At 71.7% G+C, this 16,786-nt stretch carries 20 protein-coding genes and 1 pseudogene; 10 read left to right on the plus strand and 11 right to left on the minus strand.

All coding sequences use genetic code 11. The features are described 5' to 3' along the window. Positions 1-8: 8 nt before the first annotated feature. The 5 genes from CMS_RS14630 to CMS_RS14650 form a co-directional block, all read right to left on the minus strand. On the minus strand, positions 9-1,073 hold the full coding sequence (locus tag CMS_RS14630; protein ID WP_256890539.1) for a YcaO-like family protein: 1,065 nt from the start codon (positions 1,071-1,073) through the stop codon (positions 9-11). 281 nt (positions 1,074-1,354) lie between these two features. After that, positions 1,355-2,332: a TOMM precursor leader peptide-binding protein gene (locus CMS_RS14635; protein ID WP_041464757.1), complete on the minus strand. Its 978-nt coding sequence runs from the start codon at positions 2,330-2,332 to the stop codon at positions 1,355-1,357. Further along, on the minus strand, positions 2,329-3,057 hold the full coding sequence (locus CMS_RS14640; protein ID WP_012300187.1) for a Rossmann-fold NAD(P)-binding domain-containing protein: 729 nt from the start codon (positions 3,055-3,057) through the stop codon (positions 2,329-2,331). Before CMS_RS14640 ends, CMS_RS14635 begins: the two co-directional genes overlap by 4 nt. Continuing rightward, a complete protein-coding gene (locus tag CMS_RS14645) occupies positions 3,054-3,821 on the minus strand; it encodes an ABC transporter permease (protein WP_012300188.1) in 768 nt (255 codons plus the stop codon). The genes CMS_RS14640 and CMS_RS14645 overlap by 4 nt, the downstream gene beginning before the upstream one ends. After that, positions 3,818-4,690: an ABC transporter ATP-binding protein gene (locus CMS_RS14650; RefSeq protein ID WP_012300189.1), complete on the minus strand. Its 873-nt coding sequence runs from the start codon at positions 4,688-4,690 to the stop codon at positions 3,818-3,820. The genes CMS_RS14645 and CMS_RS14650 overlap by 4 nt, the downstream gene beginning before the upstream one ends. Before the next feature lie 189 nt (positions 4,691-4,879). On the opposite strand from CMS_RS14650, the gene CMS_RS16820 reads away from it, so the two are divergent. After that, on the plus strand, positions 4,880-5,017 hold the full coding sequence (locus CMS_RS16820) for a plantazolicin family TOMM peptide (protein ID WP_086935937.1): 138 nt from the start codon (positions 4,880-4,882) through the stop codon (positions 5,015-5,017). Between the two features lie 464 nt (positions 5,018-5,481). On the opposite strand, the gene CMS_RS14655 is transcribed toward CMS_RS16820, so the two are convergent. From CMS_RS14655 to CMS_RS14665, 3 genes are all read right to left on the minus strand, one after another. Continuing rightward, positions 5,482-6,348: an aldo/keto reductase family oxidoreductase gene (locus tag CMS_RS14655; RefSeq protein ID WP_012300190.1), complete on the minus strand. Its 867-nt coding sequence runs from the start codon at positions 6,346-6,348 to the stop codon at positions 5,482-5,484. Between the two features lie 120 nt (positions 6,349-6,468). Next, entirely contained in the window at positions 6,469-7,740 is a 1,272-nt protein-coding gene (locus CMS_RS14660) for an MFS transporter (RefSeq protein ID WP_012300191.1), read from the minus strand. 92 nt (positions 7,741-7,832) lie between these two features. Continuing rightward, positions 7,833-8,222: a winged helix-turn-helix transcriptional regulator gene (locus CMS_RS14665; RefSeq protein ID WP_049791959.1), complete on the minus strand. Its 390-nt coding sequence runs from the start codon at positions 8,220-8,222 to the stop codon at positions 7,833-7,835. Positions 8,223-8,327: 105 nt separating this feature from the next. Between CMS_RS14665 and CMS_RS14670 the strand changes: the two genes are divergently transcribed. Next, complete coding sequence (locus CMS_RS14670; protein WP_012300193.1) at positions 8,328-9,191, plus strand: SDR family oxidoreductase; 864 nt, start codon at positions 8,328-8,330, stop codon at positions 9,189-9,191. 63 nt (positions 9,192-9,254) lie between these two features. Here CMS_RS14670 and mmuM read toward each other — a convergent pair whose 3' ends face one another. Further along, positions 9,255-10,160, minus strand: a complete 906-nt coding sequence (gene mmuM, locus CMS_RS14675; RefSeq protein WP_012300194.1) for a homocysteine S-methyltransferase — start codon at positions 10,158-10,160, stop codon at positions 9,255-9,257. 173 nt (positions 10,161-10,333) lie between these two features. On the opposite strand from mmuM, the gene CMS_RS14680 reads away from it, so the two are divergent. From CMS_RS14680 to CMS_RS17220, 6 genes and pseudogenes are all read left to right on the plus strand, one after another. After that, entirely contained in the window at positions 10,334-10,843 is a 510-nt protein-coding gene (locus CMS_RS14680; protein WP_041464758.1) for a MarR family winged helix-turn-helix transcriptional regulator, read from the plus strand. A gap of 38 nt (positions 10,844-10,881) precedes the next feature. After that, positions 10,882-11,580, plus strand: a complete 699-nt coding sequence (locus tag CMS_RS14685; protein WP_012300196.1) for an HAD family hydrolase — start codon at positions 10,882-10,884, stop codon at positions 11,578-11,580. A 251-nt stretch (positions 11,581-11,831) separates the two neighbouring features. Next, a pseudogene (locus CMS_RS14690) lies at positions 11,832-12,047 on the plus strand (HNH endonuclease family protein); the annotation flags it as partial. A gap of 19 nt (positions 12,048-12,066) precedes the next feature. After that, a complete protein-coding gene (locus tag CMS_RS16300) occupies positions 12,067-12,585 on the plus strand; it encodes a hypothetical protein (RefSeq protein WP_012300197.1) in 519 nt (172 codons plus the stop codon). 784 nt (positions 12,586-13,369) lie between these two features. Next, positions 13,370-13,543, plus strand: coding sequence for a hypothetical protein (locus CMS_RS17370; protein ID WP_158309450.1), 174 nt, complete (start codon positions 13,370-13,372; stop codon positions 13,541-13,543). Between the two features lie 65 nt (positions 13,544-13,608). Beyond that, positions 13,609-14,145 (plus strand): hypothetical protein, encoded by a 537-nt coding sequence (locus CMS_RS17220; RefSeq protein WP_012300200.1) that lies wholly within the window; start codon positions 13,609-13,611, stop codon positions 14,143-14,145. A gap of 81 nt (positions 14,146-14,226) precedes the next feature. Here CMS_RS17220 and CMS_RS14700 read toward each other — a convergent pair whose 3' ends face one another. Then, the gene (locus CMS_RS14700) at positions 14,227-14,577 is read right to left on the minus strand and encodes a histone-like nucleoid-structuring protein Lsr2 (protein ID WP_041464760.1); all 351 of its coding nucleotides are present in this window, start codon (positions 14,575-14,577) and stop codon (positions 14,227-14,229) included. A 114-nt stretch (positions 14,578-14,691) separates the two neighbouring features. On the opposite strand from CMS_RS14700, the gene CMS_RS14705 reads away from it, so the two are divergent. Beyond that, the gene (locus tag CMS_RS14705) at positions 14,692-15,108 is read left to right on the plus strand and encodes a helix-turn-helix domain-containing protein (RefSeq protein WP_223842671.1); all 417 of its coding nucleotides are present in this window, start codon (positions 14,692-14,694) and stop codon (positions 15,106-15,108) included. Positions 15,109-15,283: 175 nt separating this feature from the next. Further along, the gene (locus tag CMS_RS14710; RefSeq protein WP_012300203.1) at positions 15,284-16,000 is read left to right on the plus strand and encodes a hypothetical protein; all 717 of its coding nucleotides are present in this window, start codon (positions 15,284-15,286) and stop codon (positions 15,998-16,000) included. An 89-nt stretch (positions 16,001-16,089) separates the two neighbouring features. Here the strand turns inward: CMS_RS14710 and CMS_RS14715 are convergent, their stop codons facing one another. Further along, positions 16,090-16,275 (minus strand): YegP family protein, encoded by a 186-nt coding sequence (locus tag CMS_RS14715; RefSeq protein ID WP_041464761.1) that lies wholly within the window; start codon positions 16,273-16,275, stop codon positions 16,090-16,092. Between the last annotated feature and the right edge of the window lie 511 nt (positions 16,276-16,786).

Here is a 16,786-nt window from a genome sequence, read left to right on the forward strand (position 1 = left end):
GGTGCCTCCTAGGGGAACGGGTGCGGTACGTGGTTGAGGTCGGCGTGCGTGAACGGGCCGGGCGCCAGGCCGAGCCGGTGCGATTCCTCCCGGAGCCGGCTGCCGCCGAGCATGCGACCGGCATAGGTGGCATCGAGCTGCCGGTACCCGGGGAGCACGACCTTGCTCACGCGCGCGCCCGCCTCGACGACATCGGGGCTGGTGAGGTCGAACGCGACGACGGGGGTCCCGCCGTCGGCGAGGTGGCCGACGAGGGCGGACCACAGTGCATCGGGATCGGAGTCGTCGAAATTGCGAGACCTCCCGGGCCCGGTCGTCCCGGTGTCGGCGGTGAGGAAGTCCAGCTCGGGCACGAGGTCGGTGCCGGCGAAGAGGCGGATGTGGTCCTCGAAGCTGGACACGTCGCCCGCCCAGTCGGTGGAGTGCAGCGCGTTGCCCTCACGCTGCTCGGTCTTCATCCACGTCCGCGTGTACATCCCCTCCGTCGCGGCCTTCTCGCCCGCGCGCTCGATCGTCGCGGCGCTCGCCGCGCCGATCGCGACCGGCGCCAGGCCCGTGTGCGGGTTCCGCACCACGGCCAGGACCGTCGGAATGCCGGAGAACACGCTCATGTCGATCAGGTGCAGCTGCAACCCGGTCGGGCGGATGTACGTGGAGATGAAGCGCCGGAGCCGCGGGGTGGAGACGTCCACGTGCGGCAGGCTGAGCCGGTTGTACCAGGTGAGCATGAATGCGTCGCGCTCCACCGCCTCCAGGAGCCCGGAGATCCTGGCCTCCGTCTCCGTTATGCCGCAGGCCAGCCCGTTGCTCGTCGCGTAGGCGATCGACGCGTCGCCCGGCCACGGACCGGCGAGGTGGACGAGCTGGGCGGGCGCCCAGGCCCGCCGGCCCGTCGAGGCGTCGACGCCCTCCCGCCACCACAGGGGAGCGTCGTCCGTCCACCGTGCGTGGGGCATAGCCGGATCGGCCAGCTGCTCGTCGGAGAAGAACTCCCATGCGTCCGGACCGAGGATGAGGTCGCCGGTCTCGCGCATCTCGTCGGTGGTCCCGCGCCGCACCCGGGGGTCGTCCAGCGGGGGGGCAGTACGCCGCGCTGTAGCGCTCCACTGTCTCGCCGATCGCGGCGAGACGCGCCTGGGTGCGTGTGGTGGAGCCGCCGCCGTTGAAGGAGTTCGAGCGCATCCCGATGAGGGCGCTCCCGTCCGTCGTGTGGGCGCCGTAGGAGTGGCCCCACACGTCGTCGGTGTCGCGCAGCTTCTCGTACTCGCGACTCACGATCCCCACGTAGCCGCTCGACAGCGGCTCCAGGACCTCCATCGCGCGGGCCAGGGGCGTCCACGTCGCCGCCACGGGATCAGGCCTCCTCGGCGTGGAACCACACCTGGGGCAGCCCCGTGGTCGCGGACAGCGAGCAGTCCGGGCACCGGGGTACCCGGAGGGCGCGGTGCTGCTCCAACCCGATGCCGCGGTCGTCCAGGGAGAGCACGGACATGCCGCCGGGCACGGCGGACGGAGCGTAGTCGCGGAGGGCGACCCACTCGCCGACGAGGTTCGCCACGAGCCCTGCCTGGACGGTGTTGACCGGGTGGTCGTAGACGGGCTGGCCGGCTGGCTCCAGCATCCGGATCTCCGTGAGCTCGGAGCGCATCACCTCGTCGGTGAAGTTGGCGGACCGCCGGAGCCGGAAGCACGTGAAGCACGCGGAGCGCCGCGGGATCATGAACGGCCCCGTCCACGCGTTGCGGCCGTCGAACGGCGCGACGGCCAGCCACGGGACGCCATCGTCGAGGGCGCGGGCGTTCGCCGCGGCGAGCACGGGGTCGAGGTGGGAGACGCCGACGACCACGCGCAGGACGGCCTCGGTGCGCGTCGCGAGCCGGGTGACCGCCATGCCCTGCTGTTCGAGCACGTTCTGGATCAGGACGGCCAGCGGGCTCTCGTCCGCCCCGGAGATCTCCACGAGCGTGTCGTCGATGTTGCGCTGGGCCTCCTCGATGCCGACCTGGTAGCCGGACTGCTTGGAGGCCAGCAGGGCGAATGCGGAGGTCGCGGGTGGGACGGCGATGACGATGCCGGCGTCGACGAGCTGCGCCAGCAGCGCGACGAGGTTCTCCACGTCGCCCTCGGCATCCAGGGCCCGCGTGATCTCCGTGATGTCGGCGCCGGCGTCGCGGGAGACGACGGCATGGAGGCGCTCGACGAAGGGGACGATCCCCTCGCCGTCGAGGGTCGTGACCGCCTCTCCCGTCAGCGCGACGATCCGGGAGCCCAGGGTCCCGGTGGTCACATGCGGGGTGATGCGGTATCGGTCGGTCGTGCCGGGGTTCGTCATCGTCGGGATTCCTCTCGGATGTGCGCGGTCTCGGGGCGTGAGGTGACGGGTAGGGCGGGGGGCCGGCCGAGGAGGGCCGGGAGGACGGGTGTCGTCCCCGGCAGCGCGGGGTCGCTGGTCTCCTCCTGGTGAGCGGGCAACCAGGAGGCGAAGGACGGGGGGACCCCGTTGCGGAGGAGCACCTGCTCGAACGCGCCCGGGTCGAGCCGCTCGTGGCGGATCTCCCGGCCGATGTCCGCGGACAGCGCGGCGGCGACGTCGGCCATCGGCACCTGGACGGGTCCGGTCACGTCGAAGGCGCGGCCCGCCCGCGCCACGGCCTCCCGTCCCGCGGCGCACGCGGCCTCGGCGAGGTCGGGGAGCGCGATCCAGGCGACCCCTGCGTCATGGATGGAGGAGAGCAGAACCCCGCCGAGCTCGGCCCAGTAGCGGTACGAGTCGAGGCTCTCCTCGAGGGGCGCGCAGCGGAGGAGCACGGCATGGTCGAGGTCCGCCAGCAGCCTCGCCTCGGCCTCTCCCCGCGCGTCACCCACGTCGACGCGTCGGCTCGAGACGACGACCGTAAGACGGCCGGCCTCGAGCGCCCGGGACCGGATGCGGCGATCGCCGGGATCCATGGCCACGAGGTCGATGACGCGCGTCGCCGGGTCGCACACGGCCGGCGCCGTCACCGCGAGCGCGGCGAGCGCATCGCGGAACCCGTCGCGGTTGCCGACGTACCTCATGAGCGGATGACCGCGGACGCGTCCCGGCGGATGAGGACGAGCGCCAGGGAGGCGAGCGCGGCGACCCACGCGAGCAGCACCGCGAGCGGGATCCAGGGCACGGCGTCGCCGCCCAGCGCGGCCCACGAGGTGATCTCGAGCGCGGCGCGCGTGGGCAGGGCCATCGAGAACGCGTCCAGCGCGTCGGGGAAGAGCTGCGGCGGCAGGAAGAGCCCGCCGCCGAAGGCGAGCAGGAGCATGAGGACCTGCGCCACCGCGACGGCGGCCTTCGGCCGCGTCAGGTAGCCGACGCAGACGCCGAGGAGCATCGAGGGGACCGCCGTCACGGCCAGGGCCGCGAATCCGAGCAATAGGCCGCCGAGGGTGACCTGCGCGTCCGTCGTCACCCACGCGATCACCAGCAGCGGGATCACCGACAGGATCGCGAGGACGCCCGTGGAGCCGAGGTAGCCGAGGACGCGGGCGACGGCCGGCGACGGCAGCGTCCGGAGGTACTTGCCCCACGGTCGGTCGCGCATCTGCGAGATCTCGACGGAGAACTCGAACAGGCAGTTGAGCATGACGCCGAACACGCACAGCGCGGCGACGGCGGCGGCCGCCGCGTCCGGATCCTCCGCGATCCGGCGCTGCGGGAGCACAAAGAAGAGGAACGCGACCGTCGGCGTGCCGATCCCCATGATGATGCTGATGGGCGTGCGGACAGCCTCCAGGAGCTGTGCGCGGGCGTAGGTGCCGGCGAGCGCCACCGGGCTGACGAGGCTCATCGACCGCTCCCCTCGGGGTCCGCGTGCCGCGGGAGCGACAGGAGCGCGTCCTCGAGCGACACCCGCCGCACCTCCAGGTCGTCGACCCGGGAGCCGACCGCGTACACCGAGCGGAGCAGCTCGTCGGGATCGTCCGTGGTCAGGTGGAGACGGCGGCCGATGATCCGGGACGCGTCAGCCGGCGTGACGCCGACGAACGCGGAGGGATCGTCCGTCGCGAACGAGATCTCGACCTCGCGTCCCCCTCGGCGCATCTCCGCGAGCGAGCCGTCCGCGGTCACCCGCCCGGCGGCGAGGACGACGATGCGCGTCGCCAGGTCCTCGATGTCCTCGAAGTAGTGGCTCGTCAGGAGCACCGTGCATCCGCCCGCGGCCCGCCTCGCTATCGCCTCGCGCAGTCGGCGCCGCACGACCAGGTCGAGGCCCGCCGTCGGCTCGTCCAGCAGCACGAGCCGTGGCGACCCGAGGAACGCGAGCGCGACGGCGACGGCGCGCTGCTGGCCCCCGGAGAGCGCGCCCGCTCGCGTGCGGAGGAACGGCTCGATGCCGAAATCCCGCACGATCTCGTCACGAGGCGCCTGGTCGCGGAAGTGGGCCCCGACCAGCCGGATGAGTTCGTCGACGCGGAGGGTCTCCGGCAGGGCGACGGACTGCGGCGTCGTGCCGAGCCGCATCCGGGAGCGCGGGTCACGGGGATCGCTGCCGAAGAGGTGGACCCGCCCTCGGGTGGGGAGCACGGCGCCGTGGAGCAGGCCGATGACCGTCGACTTGCCGGCGCCGTTCGCGCCGATCAACCCCACGACCTCACCCTCGTGGATGTCCAGGTCGACATCCGACAGCGCCGTCGTCGAGCCGAAATCGACGCCCACGCCGGAAAGCGAGGCGAACGGCGTATCAGTGTGAATCGATTTTCCCCCTGGCATGCCAGGATTAGATCACGTTCCCGCGCGTGGTCACAAGGGGTTGCGGCTGCGGCGGCTTCGGTATCTAATGTGCGCCAGGGGCCTGGATATCCGAGCGCCTGCTCACGAAGATCCGGGAAAGGGGGTGAATCACGCATGATCACAACCACCGCTCTGCCGCGGGCCGCGGCTGTCACCACGACGGTCTACGGCGAGGGGCTGCATCTGTTCGAGCCGATGGCCGCACGATGCACCTGCTCGACGGTCATCTCGACCACGTGCACCTGGGGTTGACCCGGGCCCGGCGCTGACCAGCGCTTCCGCTCGTCCAGACAGCACGCGCGCGCGGACCCGCCCCCTGGGCGCGGGTCCGCGCGTCGTCCTGCCGGCCGCGCGTCGCGACTCTCCGGACGCCGAGGTCGGTGCTCGTCACCGCGTGGTCCGCACCTGGCCTCCGCGCGCTGATGACGAACTGGCGCACCCCGCCGAATCGGCGTCGAGAATGCCCCGAAATGCTCTGCGGCGGTCACGCCCCATTGTTTCGGCAGGACATCCCGGCGCAGGCGTGATTTGCCTCGATCGATTTCCGACCCGCGTCGCCCGCGGGCGGAGAATTACGGCCGGCAGCAGGCGGACGCTCCGTCCGTTGCGGACTCTATAGGCACGCTGAAACCCTTTCAGTTCCGCGGGCGAAGTACAACGCCCCAGATGCGCGCATTCCGCGCCCCAGCTGGCGCCCCCGCGAGCCGGCCGGTCCGTCAGCCCCCGATCCCCTCCAGCTCCGCGAGCGCGTCCTCGGGCAGCCGGATCCGCGCGCCCGCCACGTTCTCGCGCAGGTGCTCCACCGACGACGTGCCCGCGATGACGAGCACGTTCGGCGACCGCTGCAGGAGCCACGCGAGCGCGACCGGCAGCGGCGCGGATCCCAGTGAGGCGGCCACGCGCGCCAGCACCTCCGACTGCAGCGGCGAGAACCCGCCGAGCGGGAAGTACGGCACGTAGGCGATGCCGTCCGCGGCCAGCTCGTCGATGAGCGCGTCGTCGTCGCGGCGGGCGAGGTTGTAGTGGTTCTGCACGGTCACGATCGGCGCGATCTGGCGGGCCTCGGCCACCTGCGCGTGCGTGACGTTGCTCACGCCGAGGTGGCGGATCAGCCCCTCCCGCTGCAGCTCGGCGAGGGCCGTGAACGGCTCCTCGATGGATCCGTCGGTCGGGCTGTCGAACGCGCCGACGCGGAGGTTCACGACGTCGAGCACGTCGAGCGTCAGGTGCGTGAGGTTGTCGTACACGGCCTGGCGGAGCTCGGCGGCGGAGAGCGCCTGCGGCCAGCGGCCCTTCTCGTCGCGCAGGGATCCGACCTTCGTCACGATGTGCAGGCGATCCGGGTACGGGAACAGCGCCTCCTCGATGATCGCGTTCGTGTGGCCGGGGCCGTAGAAGTCGGCCGTGTCGATGTGCGTGATCCCGAGCGCGACGGCCTCGCGCAGCACCGCGCGGGCGGCGTCCGGGTCCTTCGGCGGCCCGAACACGCGCGGTCCCGCGAGCTGCATGGCGCCGTAGCCGAAGCGCGTGACGGTGAGGTCGTCGGCGAGGGGGAAGAGCCCTCCGGGCAGGTCGGTGGACATGGCGATCCTCTCGGGTGGCGGGCGTGGACCCACTCTCCCGCGGCCGGACGCGCGCGCCGCCGCACTAGCAGGAGCCCGTGAGCGGATCGGCCCGCGTGCGCCCGCGGGAGGGCGGCCCTGCTACAGCCCCTGCGCCGCCGGGTGCGCCCGCCGGGTCGCCAGCACGCGCGAGAACACGAGCACGAGGAGGCCCGCGGCGGGGATGAAGATCAGGCCGAAGCGGAGCGACGAGGCGTCCGCGATGGCGCCGACGACCGGCGGCGAGATGAGGAAGCCGAGCCGCAGCAGCCAGCCGACGATGGTGAGGCCGGTGCCGGGCTTGAAGCCGGGGAGCTCGTCCGCTGACTGCATGGCGGCCGGGATGAGGGTCGCGACGCCGAAGCCCGCGACGCCGAATCCGACGATCGTGCCGATGATGCTCGGGAACGCGAGCGCCGCGCCCATGCCGACGAGCACGAGCACGCCGCCGAGGCGGGCGATGGCGCGCTGGCCGAAGCGGTCCACCATGCGGTCGCCGAGCATCCGGCCGACGAACTGCATGCCCTGGAGCGAGATGAAGCCGAGGCCCGCGACGAACGCGCTCGCGCCGAGGTCGCCCGAGAGGTAGATGGCCGACCAGGAGCTGCCGGCGTCCTCGACGATGGCGCCGCCGGACGCGATGATCACGAGCGCGAGCAGCACGCCGTACTTCGCGACCAGGCCGAGGGCGCGCGGGGAGGCGGCGCGCGCGACGTCGCCCTCGGGATCCGGGGCATGCGCGTGCGCCGCGCCGCCCTCGCCGGGCTCCGGCTCAGGCCCCTTCAGCAGCCACAGCAGTGACAGCACGGCCAGCGCGCTGAACAGCACGGCCGAGATGGAGAGGTGCACGACGAGCGGCAGCCGGATCTGCGCGGCGGCCGCGCCCATGATCCCGCCCGCGACCGCGCCGATCGACCAGACCGCGTGGAACGAGTTGATGATCGAGCGCCCGTACAGCCGCTGCACGCGCAGCGCGTGCGAGTTCTGCGCGACGTCGGTGATGGAGTCCATGGCACCCGCGAGGAACAGGGCGCCCGCGAGCACGAGCCAGCCGGGCGCGAGGCCGGCCAGGAGGATCCCGACGGATGCCACCACGGTCGCGACGACCGCCACGCGCGCCGACCGGTACCGGCGGATGAGCACGCCGGCCGCGAGCCCCGCGATGAGCGCGCCCAGCGGCGACGCGGCGACCGCGGCCCCGAACTCGACGTTGGCGAGCCCGAGCTCCGCCTTGATCGAGGGGTAGCGCGGCAGCAGGTTCGCGACGATCGCGCCGTTGGTGAAGAAGAGGATGCCGACGGCGACGCGCGCGCGGCGGACGTCGCGGGTCGGGGCGGGCGTGCGCGACAGCGTCGGCGCGGACGGGGAGGGCATCGTCGGTCTCTCTCTGGCCGGGTGGCGCGTGCGGCGGTGGCGCCGTGGCGCGAGGCGGGTCGGCGCCGGATTCCCCGGCTGCCGGAACCAGCCTAGGGTCGGCGGGAGGCCAGGGGCGACGTGTCCTCGGTGACGTCCATCACCAGGTCCATCAGCGGCACGAGCCGGGCGCTCACCTCGTGGCCGGTCTCGGTGAGCCGGTAGTCGACTCGCGGCGGGATGGTGGGCTGCGCCTCGCGGAGGACGAGCCCGTCGTCGGCCAGCGTGCGCAGCGTGGAGGCGAGCATCTTCTCGCTGATGCCCTCGACCTCGCGCCGGAGCTCGCCCCAGCGCCGGGACCGCTCACCGAGCGCGAGGAGCACGAGCACGCCCCACTTGCTGGTGATGTGGTCGAGCAGGGTGCGCGACGGGCAGTTCGCGGGGTAGCGGCCCTCGGTCACGCCGGGCCGGTCGCGGGTCACCCGGAAGCTCATCTGCGTCATGATGACCAACTTACCGGAAAGTGGGTACCTCCCTGTGGGAAGGTACTCGGCGGCGGGGCAGTTGTCCCCGGCAGCACCGCACCCCATCGACTCGAAAGGCATCCCATGACCATCGTCGTCACCGCCGCCACCGGCCGCCTCGGATCGCGCATCGTCGCGTCCCTCCTCGCCCGCGGCTACGCCGCCTCCGACGTGCTCGCCACCGCGCGCCGCCCCGAGGCCCTCGCCGACCTCGCCGCGCAGGGCGTCCGCACCGCGCGCCTCGAGTACACCGACGCCGAGAGCGTGAAGGCCGCGATCCAGCCCGGCGACACCCTCGTGCTCGTCTCGGGCAGCGAGGTCGGCCAGCGCGTGCCCCAGCACACCACCGTCATCGAGGCCGCGAAGGAGGCGGGCGTCGGCCGGATCCTCTACACGAGCGTCCTCCGCGCCTCCACCACCGAGCTCTTCATCGCGGGCGAGCACAAGGCCACCGAGGAGGTGCTCGCCGCATCGGGCGTGCCCGTCACGCTCCTCCGCAACGGCTGGTACACCGAGAACTACGCCGGCACGGTCGACTCCGTGAAGCAGTCCGGCGCGCTCCTCACGAGCGCGGGCGACGGCCGCGTCGCGAGCGCCACCATCGCCGACTTCGCCGAGGCCACGGCGGTCGCGGCACTCGACGACTCGCTCGCAGGCCAGACCCTCGAGCTCGCAGGCGACGAGCGCTGGACGCAGGACGACCTCGCCGAGGCGATCTCCGGCATCCTCGGCCAGCCCGTCCCCGTCTCGCAGGTGTCCGCGGAGGAGCACGCGCGGATCCTCGGCGGCGCCGGCCTCGACGAGGGCACCGTCGGCTTCGTCGTGGGCCTCGACGCCGCCACGCGCGCCGGCCAGCTCGACGACGAGACGGGCGACCTCGCGCGCCTCCTCGGCCGACCCACCACGTCGCTCGCCGACGGCCTCCGCCAGGCGGTCGCCGGCGCCTGATCCGGCCCGCACCACGACGGCCCGTCCCCTCGCAGGGGGCGGCCGTCGTCGCGCGCGCGGATCTCAGCCCAGCGCGTCCCGCATCCGCCGGATCTCGTCGGGTCCGACCCGGCAGCACCCGCCGACGATCGATGCGCCCGCCGCGATCCACGCGTCGACGGACGGCAGCGCCGGGTCGCCGCCCCAGGCGCGCGCGACCGCGTCCCATCGCTCGCCGGAGTTCGGGTAGACGGCGACCGGCCGGTCCGTGACGCCGCGGGCCGCGGCGATCGCGGCCGGCACCTCCTCCGGGTGCGCGCAGTTGATCCCCACGGCCACGATCTCGTCGGCCCCATTCGCGAGTCGGAAGCCCTCGGCCATCGGCTCGCCCGAGCGCAGGCGCCCGCCCTGGACCGTGAACGCGAGCCAGGCCGACGCGCCCGAGCCGCGCGCGAGATCCACCAGGGCACGGCCCTCGTCGAGGCTCGGGACGGTCTCGCAGGCGAGGAGGTCGGCGCCGGAGTCGGCGAGCACGGCGAACCGCGGAGCGTGCCAGCGGCGGAGCTCGGCGCGCGTGAGGCCGCTCGATGCCGCGTACTCGGAGCCGTCGCCGAGGGTCGCGCCGTACGGGCCGACGGACGCGGCGATCCACCGGTCGCGGCCCGCCCCGGGAGCGTCGTCCTGCGCGACCTCGTCCCGCGCCTCGGCAGCGAGCCGCACGCTCGCCCGCAGCAGCTCCTCCGTCTCCGCCGCGCTCAGCCCGCGCGCCGCGAAGGCCTCGAACCCCACCTGGTACGACGCCGTGATCGCCACGTCCGCCCCCGCCCGGAAGTACTCGGCGTGCGCGGCGCGCACCGCGTCCGGCTCATCCGCGAGCACGCGCGCGCTCCACAGCGGATCCGAGAGGTCGTGCCCGCGCGCCTCCAGCAGCGTGCCGAGGCCGCCGTCGAGCACCAGCGGGCGGTTGGGGAGCGGGCGCGGCCGGGTCATGCGGACATCCTGCCGGAGCCCGGTGACGGATCCGCCGTCGGCGACGCCCCGCGACGTCCCGCAGTCGACACCCGCATCCGCCGCGCGCAGCCGACACCCGCATCCGCAGCGCGCCGACCCGGCCGCGCGGTGCCGGAGTCCCCGGTACCGTGGACGCGACGGTGGGAGTCCCGATGAAGGATGACGACGACGTCGACCTGGTGATCGACGCGTGGGGGGCGGCCATGCCCGACGTCGACTTCGCGCCGCTCGACGTGGTGTCCCGGCTCCGGCGCCTCCTGCCGCAGATGCAGCGGATCCGCGAGGGCGCGTTCGCCGCCGAGGGCCTCACGACGAGCGAGTTCGAGTTCCTGTCCGTGCTGCGCCAGCAGGGCGACGCCGGCCTCACGCGCGCCGGGCTCGCCGAGCGCCTCGGCACCGACACCGGCAGCCTCGTGCACCGGGTGAACAGGCTGACCGCGCGCTCCTTCATCACGCGCGAGGAGGATCCGGCGGGCGGCCGCAGCCGGCTCGTCGTGCTCACGCCGTTCGGCATCGAGCGCGTCGACCGGGCGATGCGCCGCCTCGTCGCCGACGAGGACGAGGTGCTCGCCGACCTCAGCCGCGAGCAGATCGCGACCCTCATCGACAGCCTGCGCGTCATCGCGCGCACGACCGAGCGGGTGCGCGCGCGGCGGTCCTGAGCCTGGGCGCGTCGCGCGCGCCGGAGCACGATGGATCCATGGCCGACATCGCATCCACCCCGCCCGCCGTCCTCTTCGACATCGACGAGACCCTCATCCACACGGGCGGCTCCGGCGCCCGCAGCTGGGCGATGGCGTTCCGCGACCTGCACGACGTGGAGGCCGACATCGGCGAGCACTCGTCGGCGGGGGAGACGGATCCGCAGGTCGGCACCGCGACCTTCCGCGGCGTGATGGGCCGGGACCCGGAGCCCGCCGAGCTCGCGCGCCTCTACGCCTCCTACCTCCGCCACCTCGCCGACGACATCCGCGTCTCCGAGGGCTACCGCGTGCTCGACGGCGCCGAGGCGCTGCTCGACCGGCTCGCCGACGCGGGCGTGGTGCTCGGCGTCGTCTCCGGCGCGATGGAGGGCGCCGCCCGCACGAAGATGGAGCCCGCCCGCCTCGGCCGGTTCTTCGTGTTCGGCGCGTACGGATCCGACTCGCCCGAGCGCGTCGACGTGGTGCGCCGCGCCATTGCCACCGCCGGCATCGTGCGTGGCGCGGCGCCCGTCCGCGACGAGGTGCTCGTGGTCGGCGACACCCCGAACGACATCACCTCCGCGCACGACGCGGGAGCGACCGCGGTGGGCGTCGCGAGCGGTCACTACTCGGCCGACGAGCTGCGCGACGCGGGGGCGGATCTGGTGCTCGACTCCCTCGAGGACCCGGCGCTCGAGCGGCTGCTCGGGCTCTGAGGCCAGCGGCGGCCGGCGGGTGGCTGTAGTTTCCCGTGAAGTCGTGAATGGAAGTGCAGCGAGTCGACGTGAGTGACTGACGCCGCGCCAGCTACAAGCGGCCACCCAGCCTCGCCCGCTGCGGATTAGCGCTCCCGAAGCCCGCGACGTCGCCCCTGCCAGCAAGGGCAAAACACGCATTATTTGACATAAGGTACATTATCAGCGCTTCGACTGAGGCGTTGACGGGGCTGTCGAACGCCGTTCATTGCGAGCAGCTCGCGACCTACTCCAAAACCCTCCAGGCCGTCGACGGGCCGACCAACGAGGCGAAGTCGGACCAGGGGCCGGCGACGCGGCTCCCGCCGGCCGCCGGCTATGACTGCCTCTACGTCACCCGCTTCGCGTACGTGCTGAGCACGTACGAGCTCACGATCGACGACGCCGACCGCGCCGCGATCGACCACACGCTCAGTTCCTGCTCGTGACCCGCCGAAGGATTCCGGGATGGCGACGTCCTCGAACATGCCCCCGGCGATCGAGGGGCTGCCGCGAGCGGGCGTCGTGGACGCCCTGCGCATTGCGTGGTGGATGCGCCGTGGCTTCTGGCACGGGTTCCAGCACTGCCGCCGCTGCGCGCGTGTCGTGGCGCTCTACCTCGCCGTCGCGTGGTGGGTGCTCAGCCTGCTCGTCGTCGTGCTACATGTCGTCCTCGTCACGTGCCCGTGGACGCGGTACTACCTCAGCCCCGACCGCGACGTCGTGCTCGCGCTGTTCGGGACCCGCACCGGGTGGCACATCGGCGACCACATCTCGGCAGCACCTGGAACGGGCCGCGGCCGAGCCCTGCGCGCCCGCCTCCTGCCCGAGCTGCTACCCATCGCGGACGCACGGCGCGTGACGATCCACGCGACGGCCGCGTCACCCGAGCTCGCCGCGCTCTACATGGCCGAGCTCCCGGGCCTGGTCGACGTCGGCGGAGGCACGTTCCGCGGCCGTCGTCTCCGCCGGCCCCCGGCCGGCTGAGCGCGCTCGCGCCGCGAAGGCGATGAGCTCGGCGCTGTGCTGCACCATCCACGCCACGGTCGTGTTCAACGAGGGCTCGCGGCGGATCCAGACACGTTGGCCCTGGTCGTTGCGGGCATCGGCGTAGAGCTCGAAGGTCAACGGGTCTCCGGGCGCTGCTCGGTGAGGGATCACGTACCCGAGCACGGGCCGGTCTTCTACCTGGATCCGCCAGTAGCCGGCCTCGAGGTGCGCCCCCGGGTGGACGCCGACGTCGCGCACGAGGCCGTCGATGCTGCCCGTCACCTTGTTCACCGGGGGCTCTCCTTCGTCGAGTCGATCGAGTGGGAGCGCCCGGCCGCGCTCGTCGACGAGCGTAAGCGCGGGGTCCGACAGGGGCTCAAGCCGAGATCACGGCGGCACGCGATAATAGCCGCCCGCAGCGCGCGTGAATATCACGGTCTGCAACGAGCCACAACGGGGCTGACTCGTCCACGATATTGTGTTACCGATCTGATATCAGCTTTATAAAATGTGTGACAATCTACTTGGATATTCGCCAAGGGGTTGGCGAATCGTGCCTATTATGGTTTGCTCGACGCGTCGTCCACGATCAGGACACGAGGTGAAGTGATGGATGCATGTACTCAGATCGCACTGTTGGTAGTCCTATCGGCAGTATGGTTCTACGTCCTCTACAATGTGATTGTAAAAGCTGTATCTACGGGCATCCGAGATGCGCGCAAAAAAACTGATCGAGACGACATTCACCGTTCGCAAGCGAACTAAAAGAATGGGAGTCTCCATGAACAAGCGCACATTATTCTCAGGGTCTGCGATCACCGCCGCCCTCGCTCTCGCAGTCATTCCGATGACTTCTGCTCAAGCGATCGAGTCATCAGACAAAGCGCGCGAGGTGACGTTCACCAGCAAGGTACAGGCCTACGCCAGCGCGAACCCGGCGGACGGGGAGGGCTGAAGGCCCTGATCACGGAGCTCGGCGGCGAAGCCAAGTCGACGTCCTCCACACTCCGCTCCGACGAAGTGCCCGGCCTGTCCGGATCCAAGGACGGCCTCGTCCGCCCGGCCGCAGACTTTCCGGAAGATGTTTTCACGGTCAATGTAGTCACCGGAACCGTTGATAACATCGGGATTGTCACGGGCTCCGTTAACTGGCGCGACGAATTCGCTGGCCAAGCTGCTCCAGTAGACCTCGCAGCGCTCCGCTTCAGTACGAATTGCGGCACGCCTTCCGACCTCACCGCCACGTCGACGAGCGTCAGCGGTGTCGCGACTGACCGCACGACCCTCCGTGACGCAGGCGTTGGAACCAACGCACCAATCTGGAACGTCGACGCGGTCACGGACGGTTTCGAGAATCAGGTCGACCGAGGATCGTTCCAGGCCCGATATGACGTCTCGGCGTGTGGAACGACGCCTGTCCAGGCAGCGTTCGACTATGAGGGCAACCAGCGTGGCGTCATCACATCCGTGTCGGCCAGCTTCTCCGGACTGAGCGTCGGATACGACAACCCGGGTCTCACCTTTGGGAAGTCCACCCAGCCCATCACCGTGAACTAGACGAAGCACTGCGCCGGCTGAGTCGGCAACGACGAGAGGGCCGACCCGTAAAGGGTCGGCCCTCTCGTCGTGCTCCTCGCGCTAGCTGGTTGCGGAGTGGTACTCCGCGAGCAGGTCCGCGGAGATGCGTCCGCGCTCAGAGACCTTGTGGCCCTGCTCACGCAGCCACTCCCGTGCGGCACTGAGGTCGCCCTTCGGGCTCGAGCTCGAGGACCGGCGCGTGCCGGCCTTGCCGGTTGTTGAGCGTCCGACGCGGCGGCCCTTGTCGGTGTAGTCCTCCAGCGCCGTCCGCAGCTTCGCCGCGTTGTCGTCCGTGAGGTCGATTTCGTAGTTCACGCCATCGAGCGCGAAGGGCACGGTCTCGCCCTGCCCCTCTTCGATGGGCGTGCCGTCGATGTCGTCAACGAGCGTGGTCACTACTTTGCGGGCCATCTACTTGCCTTTCCATGCGGATTCCGCGTCCGTGGACGCCAGTTCCTTGACCATAACCGCACGGGCGTGCGAATGGTGAGATCACCACACACATAGAGGCGATATCATCCGCTGGTGACTGATCCGAGGGTGTGGGAGGCGATGCCTGTCAGCCTGCGATCGGGCGATCTGCAGAGTGTGCTTGGTATTCGTCAGACGACGGTGAGTCTCTGGTTTCGCCGCGGGGTGATACCCGGCTACGTGATCGGGCACTCGTGGTTCGCATTCCGGTCCGAGGTCCGCGAGTGGGTGGAATCGACAGCGAACGGCCCCGCATCGCGTCGTCCACGGGACCCGGATCCCCTCGACGCGTACCGCGACGTCCTCTCCGTCGCTGAGGTGGCGCAGCTGCTGAGGATGAGCCAGCAGGCGATCACCGGCTGGATCCGAGACGGCTGCATGCCGGGCGTACGCGACGGCCGGCGGTGGACCGTGAAGAAGAGCGCCCTCCGCGAGCTCCTGCGTGACAGCAGAAACCGGAAGCAGGGCTGAGCGGAACGGCGGATGCCCCGATCGAGGGGGCCGACCGGGCCACCGAGGGGCATCGTCCCGGGCGCCGCGGCGCGGCACCACACCCCCGTCCGGGGATCCCACCGGCTGCAGGCGTCTCCACTGCCGGGCTGTCACAAAACGCCGACTCGCGTGTAACAGAACAGGGGAAGGCAGGGTGAGGCTCGCGATCGCAGATCCGCCGTACCTGGGACGCGCGGACCGCTGGTACAGCGACGGACGCGGCGGCGGGCACACCCGGACGGATGGCCTCTGGGCGGGCAACGGCCGCAAGCCCGACCATCACCCCGACGCGGCCGTGTGGGACGATCCTGCCGAGCACCAGGCTCTGATCCGTGCGCTCGAGCGCGACTACGACGGGTGGGCGGTCGCCGGTGCCGCCGACTCCCTGCCCGTTCTCCTTGAGGCGGCGCCGCCCGCGGCGCAGCTGGCGGTGTGGTCGAAGCCGAACGCGATGCCCGGCGGCGCGCGGCTCCTCAACCGGTGGGAACCCGTCCTCGTTCGTGTCCCGGACGCGCGACGTCGCCGGGAGTCCGGGCCGCGGGTCACGGACGCCCTGCACGCGGCCGCGCGGCAGCAGGGGTTCATGGGCGCGAAGCCGCCGGAGTGGACGCGGTGGGTCGCGGCCATGCTCGGCTATGACCCGTCCGTCGACGAGCTCCACGACCTGTTCGCCGGCAGCGGCGCCGTGGCCTCGGCGATCACCACCTACCGGCTGCCGGCGGAGAGCGCGTGCGCGTTCTGCGGATCCCCGATCAGCCAGCCGTCGACGGGCCGACGTCGACGGACCTGTGGGGAGGTGTGCCGGCAGCGCCTCGCGCGTCGTGCGTCCGTCCTCGCCGGCACGAGAGTCACGGCGCGCCCCGAGGTCTGAGGCGATCATGAAGGAGCGTCCGGCCGCGCTCGTCGACGAGCGTAGAGCTCGGGTCCGACACGCGGAACCGGGAGAGCGGACCGTTCGGGTCAGCCCTGCCGGAGGCGGTTACGCCCGGCGTAGGTCCCGGAGATCACCAGGTCACCCATCCGCTGTGCGTCGGACTCGTTCTCGTAGCCCTGGCTCCCGTCGGTCGCGATGACCTGACCGTTGTCCGTGGTCAGCCGCCAGGCCCATCGCCCGTCTGCGCGCTTGTACGTCAGCTGCGTTGCCATCTCTGCTCCTCGTCGGTGACGGTGATCCGACCGCGCGAGTGCGACGACCGGACGGTGCCCCGGTCCAAGGGGGGGGGATCGGGGCCCCGGGTAAGTGTCCCGGCGCCGAGGGTGCTGCGCACTACCCCCGTCTGGGGATCGCCGGTGCCACGGAACGAGGGAGTTCTCCACCGTGTCGTCCTGCAACCCTTGGCTTGCGGGACGACCCGCAAGCGTTCGGAGCTCGCCACGGAGTACCGAGGCCGCGAGTGTCCCGCAACCATGGCCCGCAAGGTGCTGCTGTTCCGCACGGGCGACCCGAGGACGCGAGACTGTCCGCCCTCCTCGGCGATGGGTCGGTATGGCAGGCGTCCTGCCGCAGTTAGTCCCTCCTTCCGCGAGGCTGGCGGCAAGCTGCTGAGCAGCATTCGGGGGTTGTCAGGAAGGGCGGGGCCAAGCGGCCCAGTCGCTGGAGACTCATGTGGGGAGGCCCCTTGGCGCGCGGTGAGCGCTTCACGCGCGACGCAGGACA

The organism is Clavibacter sepedonicus, assembly GCF_000069225.1.
GTDB classification, from domain to species: Bacteria; Actinomycetota; Actinomycetes; order Actinomycetales; family Microbacteriaceae; genus Clavibacter; species Clavibacter sepedonicus.

Bases quoted from the DNA above. Each gene is read 5' to 3' on its own strand.
- CMS_RS14635 (WP_041464757.1), bottom strand. From the start codon at position 2,332: ATGACGAACCCCGGCACGACCGACCGATACCGCATCACCCCGCATGTG.
- CMS_RS14640 (WP_012300187.1), bottom strand. From the start codon at position 3,057: ATGAGGTACGTCGGCAACCGCGACGGGTTCCGCGATGCGCTCGCCGCG.
- CMS_RS14645 (WP_012300188.1), bottom strand. From the start codon at position 3,821: ATGAGCCTCGTCAGCCCGGTGGCGCTCGCCGGCACCTACGCCCGCGCA.
- CMS_RS16820 (WP_086935937.1), top strand. From the start codon at position 4,880: ATGATCACAACCACCGCTCTGCCGCGGGCCGCGGCTGTCACCACGACG.
- CMS_RS14655 (WP_012300190.1), bottom strand. From the start codon at position 6,348: ATGTCCACCGACCTGCCCGGAGGGCTCTTCCCCCTCGCCGACGACCTC.
- CMS_RS14660 (WP_012300191.1), bottom strand. From the start codon at position 7,740: ATGCCCTCCCCGTCCGCGCCGACGCTGTCGCGCACGCCCGCCCCGACC.
- CMS_RS14665 (WP_049791959.1), bottom strand. From the start codon at position 8,222: ATGACGCAGATGAGCTTCCGGGTGACCCGCGACCGGCCCGGCGTGACC.
- CMS_RS14670 (WP_012300193.1), top strand. From the start codon at position 8,328: ATGACCATCGTCGTCACCGCCGCCACCGGCCGCCTCGGATCGCGCATC.
- mmuM (WP_012300194.1), bottom strand. From the start codon at position 10,160: ATGACCCGGCCGCGCCCGCTCCCCAACCGCCCGCTGGTGCTCGACGGC.
- CMS_RS14680 (WP_041464758.1), top strand. From the start codon at position 10,334: ATGAAGGATGACGACGACGTCGACCTGGTGATCGACGCGTGGGGGGCG.
- CMS_RS14685 (WP_012300196.1), top strand. From the start codon at position 10,882: ATGGCCGACATCGCATCCACCCCGCCCGCCGTCCTCTTCGACATCGAC.
- CMS_RS16300 (WP_012300197.1), top strand. From the start codon at position 12,067: ATGGCGACGTCCTCGAACATGCCCCCGGCGATCGAGGGGCTGCCGCGA.
- CMS_RS17370 (WP_158309450.1), top strand. From the start codon at position 13,370: ATGAACAAGCGCACATTATTCTCAGGGTCTGCGATCACCGCCGCCCTC.
- CMS_RS14700 (WP_041464760.1), bottom strand. From the start codon at position 14,577: ATGGCCCGCAAAGTAGTGACCACGCTCGTTGACGACATCGACGGCACG.
- CMS_RS14715 (WP_041464761.1), bottom strand. From the start codon at position 16,275: ATGGCAACGCAGCTGACGTACAAGCGCGCAGACGGGCGATGGGCCTGG.